This is a genomic window from Photorhabdus sp. CRCIA-P01 (assembly GCF_003545805.1).
Lineage (GTDB): Bacteria > Pseudomonadota > Gammaproteobacteria > Enterobacterales > Enterobacteriaceae > Photorhabdus > Photorhabdus antumapuensis.
Map to the genome: position 1 here is coordinate 88,366 of NZ_NMQR01000015.1, position 13,602 is coordinate 101,967.

Below are 13,602 nucleotides of genomic sequence, written 5' to 3' on the forward strand. Positions count from 1 at the left end.
TTAGCTATAATAGATAAAATCCCGACGCTTCTTCAATTAAACATTGAAGAAATAATATGTAAAATTTCTCCTAACATCAATTATAGAAAATTGTAACAACACCAATTTTCTCTTTTCCTTTTATCCATTTAATCTCTGTTACACCCATTTGGTGTGGTAAATAAAAATAAATATCATTTTGCAAATCGAGCCTTCGTCGTTGGATAATCTTATGCCCTTTTCGCCAACAAGTGGTGTCAGCCCAGTTATCACGCCAATCAAAACGACACGGTGATTCAACGATCGCACCTGAAAAGCGAATAACCCCTGTACTTGATGTTGTTTCTGACTCACTATTGACAAGACTAGGAATCATCAGAAAAAAACAACCCATCATAACCCGGAACATAGACATAAAGCCCCCACCATAAAACAGCATCATTCGCTGCGATTTCCAAAAATGAAATCAATCTAGAAATCGGAAAAATTTATGAGCCTATGTATTGGTAACGGCTATTTTCGTTGTTTATTTATGATTTTTAGCGATTAAAACTGATTAAGATATTTATATCTTACAATATTAGAATTATCAGAAGTAATTCTCAATAAATTGAGAATTTACAACCTTAAACACCCCAACACCACTCAATAAAATCCATAGAATTAAACAAGAATAGTTACCAAAGTAAATAAAAAAACAACGAATTAAATTACAGGTTCATCAAGAACTGTGACATTATTACTCAATATTTGTTATATTAACCCACATAATTGTAAGTTTAGTTACCACTTATCTTATTTTTAACAAATAGGTCTCCCATGACACGCAATCACCCATTTGCCATATTTATACTGAACCTGTTAGGGATCACTTTATTTCTCTCCTGGTATTTACCAGAGCATCATGGTTTTTGGCTCAAGATCGACTCTGCAATCTTCTATTTCTTTAATGAGAAATTAACATCAGGTTCAACATTCACGGAATTTGTAGCATTTGTGAATATGAGGGCCTTCGATGTCATTTCACTTTTATGTATGGGATTACTGTATTACAACGCTTTTCGTAAGCAGAATTACGATGGCAAACGCAGATTATTCATGATTGGTTTGGTCATGATAATAAGCGCAGTTATACTTAACCAAATTGGTCATCTACTCCCTGTTATCCGTCCAAGCCCGACATTAACCTTTGATCATGTCAATCGTATTAGCGAAATGACCCATCTGGTAACAAAAGATGCATCAGGCGATAGCTTTCCAGGCGATCACGGATTAATGCTCCTGATTTTTAGCTGCTTTATCCTTCGATATATCTCAGGTAGAGCATTCTGCATTGCATTACTAATTATGGCAATATTTGCGTTACCTCGCATCATGGCAGGAGCGCACTGGTTTACTGATATTGCAGTTGGTTCTTTATCTCTAGTGCTAATCGGAACAAGTTGGCTATTATTAACACCATTAAGTGACATAATGATTAACTGGCTGGATAAGAATCTACCGCAAATTGGTCGTCCAATTTAAGATCTTTCCCATAAACTCTTTTTACTGAATAATATTGGAAAGGTATTCAACCTTCCCAATAGCTCATAAAACCCACATAGACAACATAAATTAGCAACACTCCTGATCCCTCCTACTTAGAAATCTAATTTTTTGTAAATTATGTCATTAAATACTCGCCTTTTCCTGATTGTTTCTGTACTCTCGGTCTGAATAACATTTATTGTAAATATCGTTATAAAACGTGGCATCAAACGCGTTTTTTCACCAAACGCGTTGTTTACTCATTGTTTTTTCTAACACCAGACTTCGAAGCGTTTGATATTTTTCAATAATAGCGACCAACTAAGGTAAGGATAGCAAGGGAAAACAAAAATAATGGTCAAGTCTCAACCGGCTCTGAGATACATTACGCGGCTGATACCCGCGCTGTTCGTAGCGATCACCTTATCCGCGTGCAGCTCACCAGATTCATCAAGGTTTCGTAACACACAAGCTGATACGCATGCAGTAAACGGTAAGAACGGCTTCTTACTTCAAGCGTCTCAGGATGAATTCGAAGCACTCGTTCGTAATCTGGATATAAAATCTAAAATTCTTAGCCAATACAATGGCTGGAAGGGGGTTGCCTATAGACTCGGTGGCGAGACTAAACGCGGTATAGATTGTTCTGCCTTTGTTCAACGTACTTTCCGTGACCAGTTTGGTATGGAACTGCCACGTTCAACATTTGAACAACAAAATATTGGCAAAAAAATCGACCGTTCAAGATTACGCCCTGGTGATTTAGTTTTATTCAAGACAGGTGCCCGCACCAGGCATATTGGCATCTATGTTGGCAATGACCAATTCGTTCACGCCTCTACTAGCAATGGTGTAATCGTTTCCAGGTTAAACAGTACATACTGGAGCAAACGTTATTATGGTGGTCGCCGGGTCATCAGCAATCGTATAGCGCCTAACGGCTAAAAATTTTTCCCTTGCCCACAAAAAAGCGCTCCCATCAAAGGAAGCGCTTTGCGCGTTTATACCCTTCATCTTTCAAGCTGCTGCTTTGTTGGCTGCTTTCACTCACCCCAGTCACATAGTTATCTATGCTCCTGGGGATTCGTTCACTTGCCGCCGCACTGCAACTCGAAATCTATTAGGTATATCAGAATGGATAAAGCGCGGTTATCTTTTCAGCAATGGCAGCGCCAAGTGTCTTCAAACGACACATAACCGCGCTTTCATCTTCACTATTAATAAATAAGCACGGCTGACCTTCCAACTCAATCACAGTGCTTCCAATTTGCATATCAGCAAGTGATTGCTGTAATTTTTGCATAACATTCCACGCAGCCCCGTCTTCATGGCTGAGTAATTTCAACCCCATCAGGCTGCTTTCCGCATTCACTTCATCAACCGGAAGCGGCTCAACTTTGATACCTGCAAAACCGGGTGACCACCTGTAACTTTGCGGCAGCCGATGTACTACCGAAAGCTGAATATTATTCACGAATCATTCCTACCTGAAAGAACATAGATACAAAAGTTAAAGTTAGCGGCTATCTTCAGGTGTTCTACTCGCCAAAACCGAATAACTAACCCCCAAAAAAGGTAAACGAAAAGTTAAATTTGTGTTTATAGTATTACATTAATTCCAAATTTCACCTTAGAAAAAGTGAGATCAATCTCTCATTTCTCATATATTTATACTTTTTTTAAAGAAAACTCAACTAATTTTTATTCAAAAACCCAACTTTATGTTTAATGATTGTTTACATATTTTATTTTTTCAACTCAACACTTTAACATAAAAATCAAATAAGAACTGTAAAAACAAATAGATAACAATGTGTTTTATAAGGTATAACTAATGACAACCTAATGATAACGCCATTTAATATTTTTTAATTTAACAAAAATACAACAATAACTTATAATTATCATCAATGCATCAATATAAATTTATTCACACAGAAAAACATTTCGGAATTTCCTTATAGTAGAAAGTTAGCCTCTCAGCTCAACAGGCATATAAAAATCAGCAAATACGCAACAGCAATAATAAAAAAATAATGAAGCAACAACAGTTTTACCTCGCCATAAATAGATCAGTATCACCATTTATAGCTATTAAGCATAACCAGTTGTTCAATTCGCCCGAATATTTAGGAAAAATATTCTCTTTAATAACATTATCGTTTTTAATGATAATATTAGTGATACAGAAAATGCTGCTGATACCAAAAAACCATTACAACTTCATTGCTTAATGGCAAACCCTAGAATAGCAAAAAACAGCACAACATTCTGATCTAATTGGTTATTTTTAATAAATAATATTAAACTTCTCCCCTGTCAATCAAGAATATATCAACGAAGGTAGATATATATTTTAGAATAAAAAAACTTCTCAATAATTTCACATAAAATTATAACCAGACAACATCATCAAAAATATTTTTCGCTTACCATAATTTTCTTTTTAAGGAAAAGGCTGCACGTGAAAACAGCCTTCTGTTTTTATTTACCGCCTCTTTTTTGCATATAGAATAAACAATACAGCCAAAATAACAGATAAAACCATAGAGCCAACCATTGGCCAGGCATTACGTGCAGGTAACATGGAAAGTAATATACCAACCAAGGCACTAATACCAAAACGAATTGTACCCGCCAATGAAGACACCGTTCCGGCCATATGTGGATAATCATCTAAAACCACCGCCATGACATTGGATGTAATCATTGCAATACCACATACATAAGCTGCAACACCGATGACCAGAGCAGTAAAGCCAAAATCGAGGGCGGTAGACAGTAGCAACCAAATCCCCATCATAAACTGCACACTCAAACCACAATACATCATCTTCAACGCACCAAAGCGCCGGACATAGCGACTATTTATTGTCGTCATCACAAACAGAAATACGATGTTAAGCGCAAAGTAATAACCAAAGTGCTGAGGCGAAACACCATTCAGCTCAATATAAACAAATGGCCCTGCACTAAGAAAAGAGAACATTCCCGCAAATGAAAAACCGCTGGCAAGCATGTAGCAAAATACACGACGCTGGCGAAATAACATAATAAACTGATTTACGGTTGTACGAAGATGAAATTTTTGTCTTTTCTCTTTTGGCAAAGTCTCTCTTATAAAGAAAGCGACAAGGAATACGGCAATAACAGAAGTCACCGCAATACTCCAGAAAATCGCATGCCATGTGAACCAAATCATTATCATGCCACCAAGAATTGGAGCAATTAATGGGGCAATAGTCATTACCAATATCACAAAAGACATGCTACGAGAGAATTCGTCTTTGGTGAACAGATCTCGCATTAGCGCATTAATGACAACACCCGCTGCGGCGGCGGAGAATCCATGCAAAAAGCGCATATAAATAAAATCATCGATATTCTGTACCATTGCACACGCAGCTGAAGCTAGGGCAAACACAGTAACCCCGCCTAGAATAACCGGCTTACGCCCCAAACTGTCAGCCATTGGACCATATACCATCTGACCGATAGCAAAACCAAGAATATAGCTGCTCAGCGTCATCTGAACCTGTCCGCTATCTACACCGAAATCCTCGGCAACAGTCGGCAAACTCGGCAAATACATATCAATGGCAAGGGGCATTAACATAGAAAGCAGCCCAAGGATTAAAATCAGTCCAAAATAGGATGATCGTTGTTGTTGCACGTATATTGCTCCAATAATTTAAAATAATTCACTAAAACCAAGATTAAGGAAGATTGACACTGGCAATTTCTTGCTCAGTTAATGATCGGTACTCTCCTGGCTCCAGTTCAGGATCTAAGATGATTTCACCGATTCGCTCACGATGAAGCGCGGTTACCCGATTACCTACCGCTGCAAACATGCGTTTTACCTGATGGTAACGCCCTTCACTAATCGTCAGGCGGGCTACTTGAGGTTCCAGAATTTCCAGTTGAGCGGGTTTTGTCACTGTTTTCTCACCATTAAGTTCAACACCTGCAAGAAATTTATCCGCCGTCTCCGCTGCAACTGGACATTCAAGTATGACTAGATATGTTTTTTTACAATGATGTTTTGGGGAAGTAATACGATGAGACCATTGACCATCATCAGTTAGCAAAACCAGACCGGTGGTATCCATATCCAACCTACCTGCCGTATGTAATTTATGCGCTGCTGGCTCATCAATAAAATAGAGCACCGTCGGATTTATCGGATCATCGGTGGAACAGACATACCCCTGTGGCTTATTTAACATAAAATAACGAGGCCCTGGTTGCTGTTGCAATAATGAGCCATCAAACATGACCTGTTGCTCTGGAGTTAATTTATAAGCTCCGGTTTTTACAATCTCATCATCAACAGTGATACGCCCCGCACGCAATTCGCGTCCTACGTCATTCCGACTGATACCAAGCTGTTGTGACAAAAATTTATCCAATCGCATGGATGAAGACACCTGTATTAATTAATTTAAAAATGAACGTGACCCACTACTATTTTGGCACTACAACACAGAGCCACCAAAAAAGAAGATATGAAATGAGCCCAAAAGCTTTCAAAGCTAATCATAACTATGTTTACTATAAACAACAATTATCTATTTATTATAACCAGTTATAGTTTCACTCAATCAGATAATTATCTTACCTTGACTTCCGCCCACGGAAAATTGATAAGAAAAATGTTACTCTTTTGCGAATATTTTTCGGTTACGGAACGATTATGACTTTTACTTTACGTCCCTATCAGCAAGAAGCCGTGGATGCCACCGTTAATCATTTCCGGCACCATCATGAGCCTGCGGTCATTGTGTTACCAACTGGCGCAGGTAAAAGCCTGGTCATTGCTGAACTGGCAAAATTAGCTCGTGGGAGAGTATTAGTATTGGCTCATGTAAAAGAATTAGTTGCACAGAATTACAGCAAATACTGCGCATACGGTTTACCAGCAGATATTTTTTCCGCGGGATTGCAGCAAAAACAAAGTGCAGGAAAAGTCGTGTTTGGTAGTGTGCAATCTGTCGCCCGTAATCTTGAACATTTTGATAATCAATTCTCTTTGCTGATAATTGATGAATGCCACCGTATCAGTGATGATGAAAATAGCCAGTATCAGCAAATTATTCATCACCTCCGACAAAATAATCCACAACTACGCCTTCTTGGCTTAACAGCGACACCTTACAGACTGGCTATCGGCTGGATATATCAATATCACTATCACGGCATGATCCGTGGTGATGAAAACTGTTTTTTCCGTGATTGCATCTATGAATTGCCCCTGCGTTATATGATTAAACACGGTTTCCTGGTCCCGCCAAAACGGCTAGATATGCCTGTTATGCAATATGATTTCAGCCAAGTTCGCTCCAGTCAGCAAGGCATCTTCAATGAAACTGATTTAAACCACGAAATTAAACGACAAAAACGCATCACACCTCATATTATCAGACAAGTCATTGAATATTCCGCTGACCGCAAAGGCGTTATGCTTTTTGCTGCAACTGTCGAACATGCCAAAGAGATTTTTCAATTACTCCCTTCCGGCCAAGCCGCATTAGTCAGTGCCGATACATCAACCGCTGATCGTGATCTGTTTATCGAAGCCTTTAAAACTCAGCAATTGCGCTATCTGGTTAACGTCGCCGTATTGACAACTGGATTTGATGCTCCCCATGTTGATCTGATAGTCATTCTGCGTCCTACTGAATCCGTCAGTCTATATCAGCAAATTATCGGTCGTGGTTTACGGTTATTTCCCGGCAAAAAAGATTGCCTGATTCTCGATTATGCAGGAAACCCTCACGATCTCTACACACCAGAAGTTGGCAGCAATAAACCGGACAAACAGAGCCAACCGATTCAAGTATTCTGCCCTATCTGCAACTTTGCCAATATATTTTGGGGAAAATGTACCTCCGACGGTGAAATTATTGAGCATTTTGGCCGCCGCTGTCAGGGTTGGGAAAACGATCAATACGGCAAACGCCATCAATGTGAGTTCCGTTTTCGTTTTAAACTCTGCCCTCATTGCAATGCAGAAAATGATATTGCAGCGCGGCGTTGCCACAGTTGCCAGGAGGTGCTGGTTGATCCCGACGATATGTTGAAAGCCGCATTGAAGCTTAAAGATGCACTGGTACTGCGTTGTGGTGGCATGCAACTCATCACTGAAACTGACAGTAAAGGCGAATGGCTGAAAATCATCTATTACGATGAAGATGGTGCTGATGTTTCGGAACGCTTTCGGCTTACAACCCCGGCCCAACGACTAGCCTTTGAGCACCAATTTCTTCGTCAGCATCAACGTGCCCCGGCTATACCTTTTAACTGGAAAACCGCCTTAGATATCGTTCACCAGCAACCTTTATTACGTCATCCAGATTTTGTTGTCGCCCGTAAAAAAGGTCGATTCTGGCAGATTCGTGAAAAAATCTTTGACTACCAAGGGCGTTTCCGACGAGCAGACGAATTATATTAATAGGTTTAGATTAACCTATTCCATTTGCTGTAACTGCCATTTTTCGCTAGAATGCCGCCCGCTTGACACTATGTTAGGCCAAATCTCGAACCTGCTGCTGGGTCGCCTGTAGCAGGATTTATTTTCTTCTTAAAGAGAAAAAATAATGTTTACTATTAATGCAGAAGTACGTAAAGAGCAGGGCAAAGGTGCGAGCCGCCGCCTGCGTAGAGCTAACAAGTTTCCAGCTATCGTATACGGTGGCAACCAAGAGCCAGTTTCTATTGAACTGGCTCACGATCAGGTTATCACTATGGAATGCAAAGCTGAATTTTATAGCGAAGCTCTGACCCTGGTTATCGACGGTAAAGAGACTAAAGTTAAAGTGCAGGCTGTACAGCGCCATCCGTTTAAACCAAAACTGGCGCACATTGACTTCCTGCGTGCTTAATTAGCCACAGCCGAGCTTTTCGGGACGCCGAGTAAATAACGCCGCAAATGCGGCGTTATTTATTTTTTGGCCTCAATAACCACCACTCTCAATGATCACCTCTACGGCGCTGTAACTGGTCACGTAAATTTGGTGGCGTGCCTTTAATGGTTAAAGTATCCGTTGCCGGATCCCAGAAAATTCTTTCACCAAATAACATCGCATCGAAATTAATTGTTAATCCACCACCACTGCCAGCAAATTTAGTTAGCTGACGCAACGTACTACGATCCGCCGGGAAACTCTCTTCCAGTTCATATCCCTGATCTTGAGAAAACTGCTGAAAATTCTGCTCGCCAAATGTGGGTAATGCTTGAGACAACGCCTTAATTTCAATTTCCTCTCCCGCCTGCAATTGATCATTACAATAGCCGTATACTTGCTGGCGATACGCTTGACGCTCATTCTTATTCAGCTCACCAGATTCACAATAATCATTAACTGCTTGGAGCAGTCCTTTATTCTGAACTTTAGCATTCATACCTTCACTAGCAGCGAGAAAATCCATAAAGAAATCTGAAACTTTACGCCCTACCCGGCCTTTCAAGAATGTTAAATAACGGCTTGATTCAGGATTAGCTTCCCACTCCGTCAAATCTATACGAGCAACAATATCAGCATGAGGAATATCCAGATAACGAGTGGTATTTAAATCCAGATTATCGTTAACAGACATACTATTACAGCTATTAAGCACAGCAATCAATAAATACTCTACCGCCAGATAGCGATACTGACAAAACAGGACCGTCCCTCCCTCGGCAAACGGATATTTCGCCAGTTCATCCCTCAAACGTGCGGTTGCCGCACGACTGAACCCAAGAAAATCTTCATCACCTTTACGCTGATGTCTGAGTGCTTCTGCCAATTCACTCTCTTCATTAAATAAGCCGTAAGCTTTACTTTTTGCGCTGTATACTCGGTGTAATTCAGCCATCATATCTTCCACCACGTGATCGGTGGCGAGTAAAGAATCACGCAACACAACATCTAATGTCTGTTCATCACGCTTGATTAATTGATGCAAGGCAATCTGGTCTATTTGCAGACTCATTCTTTCTACTCCTTTCGCGGCTGACTTCATGCGTTTTTAAACACGCATTCAAACACCGATAACAAACGACTGCAATAAAAAACCCCGAAAGAAAATAACGTTTCATCATCTGCCATCAACTATAATTTGCTGACAGGTATCAAAAAATTGCTAAAAATAGGCTATTACTGCAACATAATCTTAACCGTGAATTAATTTGCCACAAAAGAGCAGAAAATCACGCATCTATACGGTAAGATAATGTGCTTTGTTAGTTCAGGAAGTTTAAATCTATGCCACAGTCATCTCGTTACAGTGACGAACACGTTGAACGTTTATTAACAGAACTCGTCAGTGTTCTGGAAAAAAACCGTACGCCGACAGACCTTTCTTTAATGGTACTGGGCAATATGGTAACAAACTTAATCAATACGAGTATATCTCCTGCACAGCGCAGACATATTGCTGACTCGTTTGCACACGCGCTTAAATCTTCGGTAAACGAAGATAAAGCCCATTAATTTTTTAACTAAGACTACAACGTAAACAAAATATGGTGACTAGCCGTCAGCGTTATCGTGAAAAAGTTTCCCAAATGATTAGCTGGGGGCATTGGTTTGCCCTATTTAACATTCTGTTCAGTCTTGGATTAGGTAGTCGTTACCTGTTTGTTTCTGACTGGCCGAGCTCACTGTTCGGCCGAGTCTATGCTCTGGCTAGTTGGCTTGGGCATTTTAGTTTTATTATTTTTGCCGCTTATTTGCTGGTCCTGTTTCCACTGACATTTATTGTCATGTCACAACGCCTGCTAAGGTTTCTTTCAGCCATTTTGGCCACCGCCGGGCTGACACTGTTAATATTCGATATTTCCATATACAACCGTCTCCATCTTCACCTTACACCTTTGGTATGGGATTTAGTTATCAATCCTGATCAAGGGGAGCTAACGCGAGAATGGCAGCTAATGTTCATCTGTATTCCAGTCATTTTTCTGATGCAGATGTTATTTGGTACCTGGAGTTGGCAGAAACTACGCAGCCTGAATCGGCAACGGTTTGGTAAGCCACTGGCTGCCGTCCTTATTTCGGCTTTTTTAGCTTCCCATTTGATGTATATCTGGGCTGATGCTAATTTTTATCGACCGATTACCATGCAACGTTCTAACCTGCCGCTCTCCTATCCAATGACAGCGCGTAAATTTCTTGAAAAACATGGTCTGCTGGATCAACAGGAATATCAGCACCGCCTTATGCAACAGGGTGATCCTGCTGCGCCGACCGTAGAATATCCACTTAATGATCTGACTTATCAGGATAAAGGCAGCGGACACAACCTGTTAATACTGGTAGTTGATAAACTGGATAATAGAGATATTACCGAGAATATGCCTGCGCTCTCTCATTTCAGAGAAACCAGCATTCAGTTCAATCAGCATTTCAGTACTGGCATTCAAAATGATACCGCCCTATTCGGGCTGTTTTATGGCATTTCTTCTGATTATCTGGATGGAATACTGGCTGGACGTAAATCGTCAGCTCTGATTAATGCCCTGACTCATCAGGGATATCAATTTGGCCTATTCTCTTCCGTGGGATTTGATACTCCGCTTTATCGTCATGCATTACTTTCCGACTATTCACTGCCCACTGAGATCAACCAAAGCAACCAACTCACGGTAGAACAATGGCAGCAATGGCTAAATTTACCCAATACTAACGCTCCGTGGTTCTCTTTCTTGAGGCTAAGTGGCTTGGATAAAATAGATTCTGTAGGAAATGCTGCTGCTCTTGATAGTCAGATTAATACTGTACTAGAGATACTAAAAAGCAAAAATGCACTGAACAATACTGTCATTATAATTACCGCTGAACATAGTGAAATCGCCGCAACACATCCACCTAGATGGATAAACAATGGCAGATTTAATCGTGCGCAAATGCATGTTCCACTGCTGATTCATTGGCCAGGAACACCATCACAGACAATTAGTAAACTGACAAGTCATCAGGACGTCATGACAACATTAATGCAACGTTTGTTGCACGTCAGCAATACTCCTGCTGATTATTCTCAAGGCCAGGATCTATTCGCAGCACAACGTGATAATCCGTGGGTGATTACCGGTGATGATGGTTCCCTGATCATTACAACCAGCGAAAATACCTTGTTCTTGGATAAAAATGGTGACTATCACTTATATGACCTAGAAGGCAACGAAATCAAAGATGCTAAGCCCAATTTGGCGCAACTGTTACAGATACTAACCGAGGTTAAACATTTTACAGCCAACTAAATGCTTAAAAATCAATCAGTCACAAAATTCAGTGCTTGCTTTTAGGAAAAAAATCAGTACTATAATACGAATTATCGGCATGTAGCGCAGCTTGGTAGCGCACCGTCATGGGGTGTCGGGGGTCGTAGGTTCAAATCCTATCATGCCGACCAAATTTCCCCAGAAAAACCAACCTCTTAGGGTTGGTTTTTTTATGGCTGGGATTTGCTTGGGGAAAAACTAGGGCAAAACTGGGGAAAAACCCCAACTTCAAATCTGGTATTTATAGCTACTGATAAGCCAGCTTTTCTTACCTAAAAACATAAAATTATCTAATTATTCCCCATTGCTTCGGCACTCCTGGCCGCTCGACATCAGGGCTTACAGATATCTACTCTCAATCTCATCCAGTATTTCGTGATATGTACTGCTATCAGTGCCTATCAGATAGCCCTTCCTTGATTTTGTTACAAAAATCACATTTATAGTCGAAAAAACGACTAATTAATCCTTGCTATATAGTCGAAAAACGACTATTATAATTTCATCAAAATAAACAACACAGAGGCTAACAAAATGAAATTATTCCACGGCTCAGCCAGTGAAGTAGCTTCTGTAGTAAAAATAGGTGATTTATTTCTTAAACATGGTGCGACTAATGTATTTGATGGTCTGTTCACGCACCTTGATTTTGATACTGTAGAAATAGATGATGAACATGGAACTTCATATCTTATCGTTAATCCAAAAATTATTGCGGAGTAAAAGCAATGCTACTCACTGAATATATAGATAGAAATTTCCACGGCAATAAAGCCGAATTTGCGCGCCACATGGGAGTAGATCCTCAGCACGTTAACAAATGGATAAATGGCGGCTGGATTGTAGTTAACGATATTCTTTATAGTCCGAAGAGAGAGATAAAGATCGGTATTCAATTAAACAGTCAGGAGGTATTGAATATCGCCGAAGCAATCATGGATTCAGCAAGAAAGGAATATCGTGCTAAGGATTTTGAAAACCCCTTATCCGAATAATTCCACGTAAAGCGGTCTTATATTATGACTAATAAAGAATTACAGGCATTACGAAAGCTATTGATGCTAGATGTTAAAGAAGCAGCTGAATGTATAGGTGGGGTATCCTCGCGCACTTGGCAATATTGGGAAGCAGGGCGTTATCCCATTCCGCAAGATGTGGAAAGTGCAATCAAAGATTTTGTTAATCTGAGAAATAGCCTTCTTAAACGAAGAATTTCAGAATGGAGATTTGCGAGTTCTGAAATATTACATAGCACTTGATGAATTTGAACAAGCAACAGGCAAACGTAATATTGTTATGTGGCGCATTACTAATTCTGTTGCTGCTGAAATATTATCAGAAAAATATAGCTAATTTAAGCCGGTTACCCGGCTTTATCATTTATTTAGGTACAGGCGGCCACTCAATATCAGGCGCTTGTAAAATATCTACACGAGCGAGTAATACTCTGTATTTCTTCCACTCCAATAAAGCGGCTTCTTCTACTGTGGTAGCAATTTCAAGGTCAACCGAGTCTTGCAGCAATGAGCAGGGCGGGATTCCACTTTGTATTTAATTTAATCAAAGAGAAGCTGGCTACGAAATTCTCCTGACCAAGTCGCTCTTCGACGTTTCGCTGCTTGACTATCTTTTATACTCGTATTTTGTTTAATCACATTTAATGCTATTCGATTAAAAAGAGCCATTTGTGCTGCACCATCAGGATCTTTAAGCGAGATAGCATCTTCCCGAAAGATGACGTCTAAAACCCAGTGTAGCTCATTTTCCACTGACCAATGCTTTCTTATTGCCGTGGCAGCCCGCTCCACATCTAAAGGCAACGAACT

The 13,602-nt window shown here is 40.2% G+C and carries 16 protein-coding genes and 1 tRNA gene; 10 read left to right on the forward strand and 7 right to left on the reverse strand.

Features of this window, described 5'->3' with window-relative positions; genetic code table 11:
- Positions 1-76: 76 nt before the first annotated feature.
- On the reverse strand, positions 77-421 hold the full coding sequence (locus D3222_RS11530) for a hypothetical protein (RefSeq protein WP_225816246.1): 345 nt from the start codon (positions 419-421) through the stop codon (positions 77-79).
- A 377-nt stretch (positions 422-798) separates the two neighbouring features.
- Here D3222_RS11530 and D3222_RS11535 point away from each other — a divergent pair, with 377 nt between their 5' ends.
- A complete protein-coding gene (locus D3222_RS11535; RefSeq protein ID WP_118986284.1) occupies positions 799-1,503 on the forward strand; it encodes a phosphatase PAP2 family protein in 705 nt (234 codons plus the stop codon).
- 357 nt (positions 1,504-1,860) lie between these two features.
- The gene (gene mepS, locus D3222_RS11540; protein ID WP_118986285.1) at positions 1,861-2,451 is read left to right on the forward strand and encodes a bifunctional murein DD-endopeptidase/murein LD-carboxypeptidase; all 591 of its coding nucleotides are present in this window, start codon (positions 1,861-1,863) and stop codon (positions 2,449-2,451) included.
- A 184-nt stretch (positions 2,452-2,635) separates the two neighbouring features.
- On the opposite strand, the gene D3222_RS11545 is transcribed toward mepS, so the two are convergent.
- The 3 genes from D3222_RS11545 to rsuA all read right to left on the reverse strand — a co-directional run bounded on the left by D3222_RS11545 (position 2,636) and on the right by rsuA (position 5,924).
- The gene (locus D3222_RS11545) at positions 2,636-2,980 is read right to left on the reverse strand and encodes a YejG family protein (RefSeq protein ID WP_118986286.1); all 345 of its coding nucleotides are present in this window, start codon (positions 2,978-2,980) and stop codon (positions 2,636-2,638) included.
- 1,014 nt (positions 2,981-3,994) lie between these two features.
- Positions 3,995-5,179: a Bcr/CflA family multidrug efflux MFS transporter gene (locus D3222_RS11550; protein WP_118986287.1), complete on the reverse strand. Its 1,185-nt coding sequence runs from the start codon at positions 5,177-5,179 to the stop codon at positions 3,995-3,997.
- 43 nt (positions 5,180-5,222) lie between these two features.
- Entirely contained in the window at positions 5,223-5,924 is a 702-nt protein-coding gene (rsuA, locus tag D3222_RS11555; RefSeq protein WP_118986288.1) for a 16S rRNA pseudouridine(516) synthase RsuA, read from the reverse strand.
- Positions 5,925-6,202: 278 nt separating this feature from the next.
- Between rsuA and D3222_RS11560 the strand changes: the two genes are divergently transcribed.
- Both D3222_RS11560 and rplY read left to right on the forward strand, forming a co-directional pair.
- Positions 6,203-7,960: a DEAD/DEAH box helicase gene (locus D3222_RS11560; RefSeq protein WP_118986289.1), complete on the forward strand. Its 1,758-nt coding sequence runs from the start codon at positions 6,203-6,205 to the stop codon at positions 7,958-7,960.
- Between the two features lie 145 nt (positions 7,961-8,105).
- Positions 8,106-8,390, forward strand: coding sequence for a 50S ribosomal protein L25 (rplY, locus tag D3222_RS11565; protein ID WP_118986290.1), 285 nt, complete (start codon positions 8,106-8,108; stop codon positions 8,388-8,390).
- Between the two features lie 88 nt (positions 8,391-8,478).
- On the opposite strand, the gene yejK is transcribed toward rplY, so the two are convergent.
- Complete coding sequence (gene yejK / locus D3222_RS11570; protein ID WP_118986291.1) at positions 8,479-9,483, reverse strand: nucleoid-associated protein YejK; 1,005 nt, start codon at positions 9,481-9,483, stop codon at positions 8,479-8,481.
- 272 nt (positions 9,484-9,755) lie between these two features.
- Between yejK and D3222_RS11575 the strand changes: the two genes are divergently transcribed.
- The 6 genes from D3222_RS11575 (at position 9,756) to D3222_RS11600 (ending at position 13,035) form a co-directional block, all read left to right on the forward strand.
- Entirely contained in the window at positions 9,756-9,983 is a 228-nt protein-coding gene (locus D3222_RS11575; protein WP_118986292.1) for a YejL family protein, read from the forward strand.
- Between the two features lie 32 nt (positions 9,984-10,015).
- Positions 10,016-11,755 (forward strand): LPS biosynthesis-modulating metalloenzyme YejM, encoded by a 1,740-nt coding sequence (yejM, locus tag D3222_RS11580; RefSeq protein WP_118986293.1) that lies wholly within the window; start codon positions 10,016-10,018, stop codon positions 11,753-11,755.
- 75 nt (positions 11,756-11,830) lie between these two features.
- Positions 11,831-11,907 (forward strand) — tRNA-Pro (locus D3222_RS11585).
- Between the two features lie 403 nt (positions 11,908-12,310).
- On the forward strand, positions 12,311-12,499 hold the full coding sequence (locus D3222_RS11590) for a hypothetical protein (protein WP_118986294.1): 189 nt from the start codon (positions 12,311-12,313) through the stop codon (positions 12,497-12,499).
- Positions 12,500-12,504: 5 nt separating this feature from the next.
- Positions 12,505-12,771: a hypothetical protein gene (locus D3222_RS11595; protein ID WP_118986295.1), complete on the forward strand. Its 267-nt coding sequence runs from the start codon at positions 12,505-12,507 to the stop codon at positions 12,769-12,771.
- A gap of 24 nt (positions 12,772-12,795) precedes the next feature.
- Positions 12,796-13,035 carry an Aca2/YdiL-like domain-containing protein gene (locus D3222_RS11600; protein WP_118986296.1) on the forward strand — a complete coding sequence of 80 codons (240 nt, stop codon included), beginning with the start codon at positions 12,796-12,798 and terminating at the stop codon, positions 13,033-13,035.
- A 121-nt stretch (positions 13,036-13,156) separates the two neighbouring features.
- Here D3222_RS11600 and D3222_RS11605 read toward each other — a convergent pair whose 3' ends face one another.
- A complete protein-coding gene (locus tag D3222_RS11605; RefSeq protein ID WP_304598670.1) occupies positions 13,157-13,300 on the reverse strand; it encodes a tail fiber assembly protein in 144 nt (47 codons plus the stop codon).
- Positions 13,301-13,332: 32 nt separating this feature from the next.
- Positions 13,333-13,602 (reverse strand): ISAs1 family transposase (locus tag D3222_RS11610; protein ID WP_118985137.1); only part of this gene is annotated, 270 nt, incomplete at its 5' end.

Bases quoted from the DNA above. Each gene is read 5' to 3' on its own strand.
- mepS (WP_118986285.1), top strand. From the start codon at position 1,861: ATGGTCAAGTCTCAACCGGCTCTGAGATACATTACGCGGCTGATACCC.
- D3222_RS11535 (WP_118986284.1), top strand. From the start codon at position 799: ATGACACGCAATCACCCATTTGCCATATTTATACTGAACCTGTTAGGG.
- D3222_RS11575 (WP_118986292.1), top strand. From the start codon at position 9,756: ATGCCACAGTCATCTCGTTACAGTGACGAACACGTTGAACGTTTATTA.
- D3222_RS11600 (WP_118986296.1), top strand. From the start codon at position 12,796: ATGACTAATAAAGAATTACAGGCATTACGAAAGCTATTGATGCTAGAT.
- yejM (WP_118986293.1), top strand. From the start codon at position 10,016: ATGGTGACTAGCCGTCAGCGTTATCGTGAAAAAGTTTCCCAAATGATT.
- D3222_RS11560 (WP_118986289.1), top strand. From the start codon at position 6,203: ATGACTTTTACTTTACGTCCCTATCAGCAAGAAGCCGTGGATGCCACC.
- rsuA (WP_118986288.1), bottom strand. From the start codon at position 5,924: ATGCGATTGGATAAATTTTTGTCACAACAGCTTGGTATCAGTCGGAAT.
- rplY (WP_118986290.1), top strand. From the start codon at position 8,106: ATGTTTACTATTAATGCAGAAGTACGTAAAGAGCAGGGCAAAGGTGCG.
- yejK (WP_118986291.1), bottom strand. From the start codon at position 9,483: ATGAGTCTGCAAATAGACCAGATTGCCTTGCATCAATTAATCAAGCGT.
- D3222_RS11590 (WP_118986294.1), top strand. From the start codon at position 12,311: ATGAAATTATTCCACGGCTCAGCCAGTGAAGTAGCTTCTGTAGTAAAA.
- D3222_RS11530 (WP_225816246.1), bottom strand. From the start codon at position 421: ATGATGCTGTTTTATGGTGGGGGCTTTATGTCTATGTTCCGGGTTATG.
- D3222_RS11595 (WP_118986295.1), top strand. From the start codon at position 12,505: ATGCTACTCACTGAATATATAGATAGAAATTTCCACGGCAATAAAGCC.